Raw genomic sequence first — 6,541 nt, forward strand, 5'->3', positions numbered from 1 at the left:
CTGGAAAACAAGGCGCGTGTCCAGCACGTCGGAATAGGACTCGCCGGCGCGCAGCCGTGACAGCGTCTGCTGCTCCGCCTGTTGCAGCTCGATCGCCTTTCGGGCCAAGGCCCACGCCTCGTCGGGTGGCATCACCAGAACACCGTTTTCGTCAGCCAGCACGGCATCGCCGGGACGCACGCGCACGCCGCCGCAGTCCACCGGCCGACAGAAGCTGCCCGACTGCCCGCCGGCGCGGGTGGTGCGGGCGCTCAGGCCGCGGGCCCACACCGGCACGCCGAGCTCGCGCAGTTCCGCGATGTCCGTGACGCAGCCATCGACCACCACGCCTGCGACACCGCGCAGGCGTGCTGCCAACATGCTGGCACCGCCCATGCACGCGATCGTCTCGTCGCCGGCGCGGTCGACGAACAGGAAATCGCCGGCCCGCAGTTGTCCCAGCGCGTGATGCAGGATGGATCCGTCCGAGCCCTCGCAGCGCACGGTGACGGCGGTGCCGACGCTGCGCGCCACCGCAGTCACGGCCTTGATCCGCCCATGCAGGAAGCCGCGATCATGAAAGTGGCCGATGGTGGCCGGCTCGACCTCCTTCAGCAAGGCCAGCAGTTGCAGCATGCAAGGCGGCGGCAACTCTCCTCGTTCGATTGCAGTCATTTCGGATATCGTCGTTGTGAATGACGGCAATCGTAGGCAGCCACTCCCGGCACCGATACTGATCAATTCTCACGATGGTTGATTCGAGTTCCTTATCAACGCGGTTCACCCTCCACCAGCTGGAAGCTTTCGTGTGGACCGCGCGTCTCGGCACGGTGCATGCAGCRGCGCGCCACCTGCATCTSACCCAGCCGGCGATCTCGCACCGCATYCGCGACCTGGAGGAGGAACTGGGTATCCAGCTGTTCGAACGCCAGAGCCAGCGCCTGCTGGTGACAGAGCTGGGMCGCAACGTGCTGGTCTATGCGGAGCGCGTGCTGGCGTCGGCGCAGGACATGGCGMGGCTCGATCTGCGGCGCACCATCACCGGCCTGGTGCGCMTGGGAGTGGACGAGTCCTGCGCGATCATCGGGATGCCGCAGATCCTCAAGGASATCAAGGACWGYTATCCGGCGCTYCGCGTGGACCTGACGGTGGGCGGAGGCGCCCARCTGCTTCAGAAGATCAACAGCCACGARYTGGACATRGCGCTGCACACGGGGCAAAGCAGCCAGCCCGACGTGACAAGCCAGTTCATCGGACTGACCGAACACCAGTGGGTGGCGGCCCACGACCTGATGATGCCCGACGRAGACTTTYTGCCGGCCCACGCCCTGAACCACCGCATCGTCTGCAATGCGCCGCCGTCGACCCTGCATGAATCGGCATCGCGCTGGCTGGCCTCGGATGGCTATTCGTTCGAGGAGTACAGCAGTTGCAATTCGCTCTCGCTCATGGTGGCGCTGGTCGCCTCCGGCCATGCGATTGCCATGCTGCCCGCATCGATCACGCGCCGGCAGGTCGCCGAAAAGTCCCTGCAGGTGTTGCGCGCCAAGCCGGCGGTGCCGAACGTGCCCTACTACTTCTCGTACCTGGCGCATCACCGCAGCGACATGACGGCACGCATCCTGGACATCGTGCTGCGCAACTTGCACTACGCCGGGTTCTTCCAAGCTGAAGGATCGTCCTAGACGGACGCAACTGCGGCATCGCTTTTCACCCATCGCGGTCGCGATTGGGTACAGCGATCTGCGAAATTCTGGCCAAAGGCGGCTGCACGCATCAGTTACCGCACTGGTTCGAAAGTGGCAAGTTCTCGCAGCATTCGCGGCCACGCCCTGAGCCCCTTCCCGATCGAGGCGATCCGGGAAAACTCGCCGGGCGCGTGCACCGGTTCGTCCGGCAGGTTGTAGCCGAACATCAGCGTGTCGACGCCCATGGTCTCCTTGAGCACGGCGGTGATCGGCACGGTGGCGCCGAGGCGCACGTGCAGCGGCCTGCGCCCGTGCTCGGCCAGCAGCACCCGTTCGGCCGCCTTGACGAGCGGGCTGCGCGGGCTGAGACCCGAGGCGGGCGAGTCGCCGCCCTGGAACTCGATCTGGAGCCTGACACCGGGCGGCCAGCGCTCGACAAGGTGGCGCTTGACCGCATCGAGCGCCCGCTCGGGCGACTGTCCGGGAACGATGCGCATTGACATCCTCGCGTGCGGAAGTTCTTCGTCTATGGATATGGGGTTTTCCTCGTTGGCTGCGCGGGCGTCCGAAGGCCCTGGCCGGAAGAAGCTCTCACAGGCACACCACAGCGAGCAACACGCCCGCAAGCCCAAACGGCGTCGACAGGTCGAACGAAACCGGCGCCCCCGCCGCCAGCTGCGCCCGCAAACCCGACACCAGCGCACCGAAGAGAGCGCGATGCCAAGGGCGTTGCCAACCTGGATACGACACCGAGGACGGCCGAGGCGGTCGCCGAGCGCGCAGGGTCCACACTCGAAAGCGCCTGCCCGGTTTTGCCGTGAAGAGCTGGCAGGGCTACTTCGCGCCCGCCGGCACGCCCCCGACCAACTCCTCTGCCAGGGATGCTCCGACAGGGAGGTGAAGTTCGAGCGGCAGTGCATTCGCGACAGCGAACGCTCTCGAACTGCATGGAAAAAAGCTCTCGCAGCTTCGCGGAGAGAGAGTCGCGATCGAAAACTGTTTTTATGCAACCGGCGACATAACAATGCATATTTATGCGCCGCTAAGCATTTTCTGGATAGGATTGCGCCATGGAAGCGAAAAATCTCAGGCCTCATGCCTCTGGCAACCCCGGAGATCCCATCGGAGCTGCATGGCTCGTTCGCGCGTTCGGCCTTGAACTCGTCCAGCCCATCTTTGTCCGCAGCGAGATCGGTCCCCGCAGACAGACCGTACACCATCCGGGGTACCRTCGGGAGGTCCACCAAGAGCACATGCGACCTGCTGCCACGCTGCAGGCCCACCTGACTTTCATGCTCAAGCACGAGGGCGTGCACCTCGAACTCCTGGCCCGCCTCTTTGAACGCCTGGACCCGCTCGTCGTTGCCGACTGGGTGCGTGCAGAGCCGAACGGTCAATACGCCCGCCGGGCCGGTTTCTTCTACGAGTGGCTCACTCGGCGAGAGCTGCCGATCGAGAACGGCTTGGTCGGGGGCAACTACGTCGAAGCCCTGGATCCTGAAGAACAGGTGGTCGCGACCACCAGCGTGCCGGTGGGCCGGTGGCGTGTGCGGGACAACATGCCGGGGACCAGCGACTTCTGTCCCACGGTTCGCCTGACGCCCGCGAATCACGAGGGGCTTCAGTTCGACCTGGCCGGCGCGTTGGCTCGAGAGGAAGCTGAGTTTGGAGCGGAGGTCCTGCGCAGAAGCGCAGTGTGGATGACGCTGCGGGAAAGCCGCTCGAGCTTTCAGATCGAAGGCGAGCAGGACCAGATCACACGTGTCCAACGATTCGCCGCCGTGATGGAAACGCGCACCGGCGCGGGCGACGCTCCGCTGACACCCGATGCGCTGGCCACGCTGCAGAAGGACATCCTGGGCGAGGTGACCACGCTCGCCTCGTTCGGCCTTCGGCGATCCCCCGTCTTCGTGGGGCAAATGGTGCACTTAGAGAACGTTGTTCACTACGTCGCGCCCGACTGGCCTGACGTGGCGCCCATGCTGGATGGTCTGAGGACCTTTGTCGAACGAACGAATGGTGCGTCGCCGACTGCGCGAGCCGCGGTCGCCTCGTTCGGGTTCGTGTATATCCATCCATTGGCGGACGGCAATGGCCGCGTGCATCGGTTCCTCGTCAACGATCTCCTCCGCCGAGACGGTGCAATCCATGCGCCATTCATCCTCCCAATCTCGGCCTTGATCACGGAGCACTCCGTGGAGCGCGCACGCTATGACGCCGCGCTCGAGGCGTTTTCGCGCCCGTTGATGAGCAGGTATGCCGACCGGTACCGGTTCACGAGGGAGTCAGAGGTTCAACCTGACGGCGTGATGTCGAACTTTCATTTCGAAGCGTACGCAGATGCGCGGCCGGCCTGGCGATTCCTGGACCTGACAAGCCATGTCGAATACACAGCCGGGCTGCTTCAGCGCACGATCCAGCAGGAGATGCATGCGCAAGCCTCCTTCTTTCGAAGCCTCGGCCAGGCACGTGCCGCAGTGAAGGAACTCGTCGAGGGACCGGACGCCGACGTGGACGCGATCATTCGCTCGGCCCGCGAGAACGATGGGGTGCGATCGGGAAAGCTGGCAAAGCGCTTTCCGGCTCTGCAGAACGATGCGCTGTGGGAGAAGGTCGCTGCCGCGGTTGCGCAATCCTTTGGCCCAGAGCCCCACGAAGCAGAGGGCACGGAGGACGATCCGGCCTCACGGTCGCCGATTGGATGACCCCGCCAGGGTTGCTCCGAGGGGCATCTGTCGATTTCCGCTGGCGACCTGTCGCGGCAGCCTGGTACCTAGGCGTAGGTGACGAGATCGCACCTGGCACCTCGGCCTTCATTCGCAAGCTGGCCGTCCGCCGGGCGTGGGCGAAGAAGGGGGTTTCGACTGAGCTGCTGTCGTTTGCCCGAGCCCATRCACGGGCTTTGGCCCGGCCCTACCTTCGCCTGGACTGCGTCGCGGATCGGCTTGGGCTGCGAGATCTCTATGAGCACTTCGGCTTCGCGGTGCACAGCGTCATTCGGAAGGGCACCGTCTCGTTCGCGCGAGACGAACTCCAGACGACACAAWAGCCGCGACACCATCCTTTCGGAGTTTTCGTGTACGTCTCCAAGCACCACGCGCTGCCCGAGCCCGCCGAAGCCCAGGCACTGATCGAGGCCCACCCGCTGGGCGCATGGGTCGTGCCCGGCCGCGAAGGCCTGGTCGCCAACCATGTGCCCTTCCTGCTGGACAGGTCGCGCGGCCCGTTCGGAACACTGATGGGCCATGTGTCGCGTGCCAATCCGGTGTGGAAGCTGCTGCCTGCCGCAGCGCATTCGGCGGTCATGTTCCAGGGCCCGCAGTCCTACATCACGCCCGGCTGGTATCCGGGCAAACAGGCGCACGGAAAGGTCGTGCCGACCTGGAACTACGCGGTCGCCCATGCGCACGGCGCGGCGCGGGCCATCGACGACGAACACTGGCTGCGCGGCATGCTGACGCGCCTCACGGCCGCCCATGAGTCCTCGAAGCAATTGCCCTGGCAGATGACGGACGCGCCGGCGGATTTCATCGACAGGATGCTGCGTGCCGTGGTGGGCATCGAGATTCCGATCGAGCGCTTGGTCGGCAAGCTCAAGGCGAGCCAGGACGAGGACCTGCAGGACCGGTGGGGCACCGTGAGCGGGCTGGCCGCCGAAGGCACCGAGAACGCGGCGGCGATGGCGCGCCTCGTCGAACGTGCCGCCCGGCAACAGCGCTGACGGGATCGCCATGCTGCTGTATGTGCTCGATCTCGCAGGCATCGCGGTCTTCGCAATCAGCGGCGTGCTGGCGGCGGGCCGTGCGGACCTCGACTGGCTGGGCGTGGTGGTGATCGCCTCCGTCACGGCCGTGGGCGGCGGCACATTACGCGACCTGCTGCTGGACCGCCATCCGGTGTTCTGGATCCGCGAAGTGCGCTATGTGTACGCGATCCTGGCGGCGACAGCGGCCGCCATCGCATGGGTTCATTTCTTCCCGCTGCCCGAGCACGCGCTGGCCTTGGCCGATGCGCTGGGCCTCGCGCTCTTTGCGATGACCGGGGCGCAGGTGGCCGAGGAGCGGCGCCTGCCGGCGCTCGTCGTGATCCTGATCGGCACCATGACCGGCGCCGCCGGCGGCCTGTTGCGCGATGTGCTCACCGACCGCATTCCGCTGCTGCTGAGCAGCGGCATCTATGGTTCCGCTGCCATCGCGGGCATTGCGGCCTACCTGCTGCTGCAGGCCGCCGGAATGCCGCGCCACTGGGCCTTTCACGCGGGGCTGCTGCTGGTGGTGGCGCTCCGGCTCGGCGGGATCTACGGCGGCTGGCACCTGCCGGTGCTGCGGCTTTCGGCTTGAGCGCGGGCCGCGCGGCGCGGCCACCCGCCGCGGCGCTCAGCGCTTCGCGTTCTGGCTCTGCTCGCGGAACGCCGCCTCGCCGGCGGTGGAGATCTCGACCCACTTCTTGTCGGGCACGGCCTCCTCGGCGTAGTTGTCGTGCCAGTTCCACCACTTGTAGGTGGGCGTCTGCGGGTAGCCCTCGGGCGAGTCTTCCCACACTTCCTGCCGGCCGAGCGGCGTGATGTCGAGGTAGTTCCAGGTGTTGCCCATCTGCTCGTCGCCGCGGTTGTTGAGGAAGTAGGTGCGGAACACGCGGCCGCCTGCGTCGCGGTAGAACACGTTGGTGCCGTGCCATTCGTGCACGCCGAAGTCGGCGTCGAAGCTGTCAGTGAGCGTGAACCACGGAATCTCCCAGCCCATGYGCGCCTTCAGCCGCGCGATGTCCGCCTGCGGCGCGCGCGAGACGAAGACCAGGGTGGTGTCGCGGGCGTTCAGGTGGGCGACATGGGCGACCTGGTCGGCCACCATGGAGCAGCCGCGGCAGGCGTGGTC

At 66.0% G+C, this 6,541-nt stretch carries 7 protein-coding genes and 1 pseudogene; 5 read left to right on the forward strand and 3 right to left on the reverse strand.

The genetic code is table 11. The features are described 5' to 3' along the window. Positions 1-615 (reverse strand): RraA family protein (locus AC1DOC_RS13970; RefSeq protein ID WP_478129951.1); only part of this gene is annotated, 615 nt, incomplete at its 3' end. Between the two features lie 113 nt (positions 616-728). Here AC1DOC_RS13970 and AC1DOC_RS13975 point away from each other — a divergent pair. Further along, entirely contained in the window at positions 729-1,664 is a 936-nt protein-coding gene (locus AC1DOC_RS13975) for a LysR family transcriptional regulator (protein ID WP_478129952.1), read from the forward strand. Between the two features lie 95 nt (positions 1,665-1,759). Here the strand turns inward: AC1DOC_RS13975 and AC1DOC_RS13980 are convergent, their stop codons facing one another. Beyond that, positions 1,760-2,164, reverse strand: coding sequence for a hypothetical protein (locus tag AC1DOC_RS13980; RefSeq protein WP_041945816.1), 405 nt, complete (start codon positions 2,162-2,164; stop codon positions 1,760-1,762). 573 nt (positions 2,165-2,737) lie between these two features. On the opposite strand from AC1DOC_RS13980, the gene AC1DOC_RS13985 reads away from it, so the two are divergent. The 4 genes and pseudogenes from AC1DOC_RS13985 to AC1DOC_RS14000 all read left to right on the forward strand — a co-directional run bounded on the left by AC1DOC_RS13985 (position 2,738) and on the right by AC1DOC_RS14000 (position 6,007). Next, positions 2,738-4,372, forward strand: a complete 1,635-nt coding sequence (locus AC1DOC_RS13985) for a Fic family protein (RefSeq protein ID WP_478129953.1) — start codon at positions 2,738-2,740, stop codon at positions 4,370-4,372. Further along, positions 4,369-4,635, forward strand: a pseudogene (locus AC1DOC_RS13990) (GNAT family N-acetyltransferase); the annotation flags it as partial. The gene AC1DOC_RS13985 and the pseudogene AC1DOC_RS13990, both read left to right, overlap by 4 nt. Positions 4,636-4,743: 108 nt before the next feature. Beyond that, the gene (locus AC1DOC_RS13995) at positions 4,744-5,388 is read left to right on the forward strand and encodes an FMN-binding negative transcriptional regulator (RefSeq protein WP_015866100.1); all 645 of its coding nucleotides are present in this window, start codon (positions 4,744-4,746) and stop codon (positions 5,386-5,388) included. Positions 5,389-5,398: 10 nt separating this feature from the next. After that, a complete protein-coding gene (locus AC1DOC_RS14000) occupies positions 5,399-6,007 on the forward strand; it encodes a TRIC cation channel family protein (RefSeq protein ID WP_015866101.1) in 609 nt (202 codons plus the stop codon). Positions 6,008-6,043: 36 nt separating this feature from the next. Here the strand turns inward: AC1DOC_RS14000 and AC1DOC_RS14005 are convergent. Next, positions 6,044-6,541, reverse strand: a 498-nt coding sequence (locus AC1DOC_RS14005; RefSeq protein WP_478129954.1) for a DUF899 family protein, incomplete at its 5' end; no start/stop codon positions are given.

It is taken from the genome of Variovorax sp. 01T439_2, from assembly GCF_056398445.1.

Excerpts from the sequence above, each read along its gene's own strand:
- AC1DOC_RS13980 (WP_041945816.1), bottom strand. The coding sequence starts at position 2,164 with ATGCGCATCGTTCCCGGACAGTCGCCCGAGCGGGCGCTCGATGCGGTC.
- AC1DOC_RS14000 (WP_015866101.1), top strand. The coding sequence starts at position 5,399 with ATGCTGCTGTATGTGCTCGATCTCGCAGGCATCGCGGTCTTCGCAATC.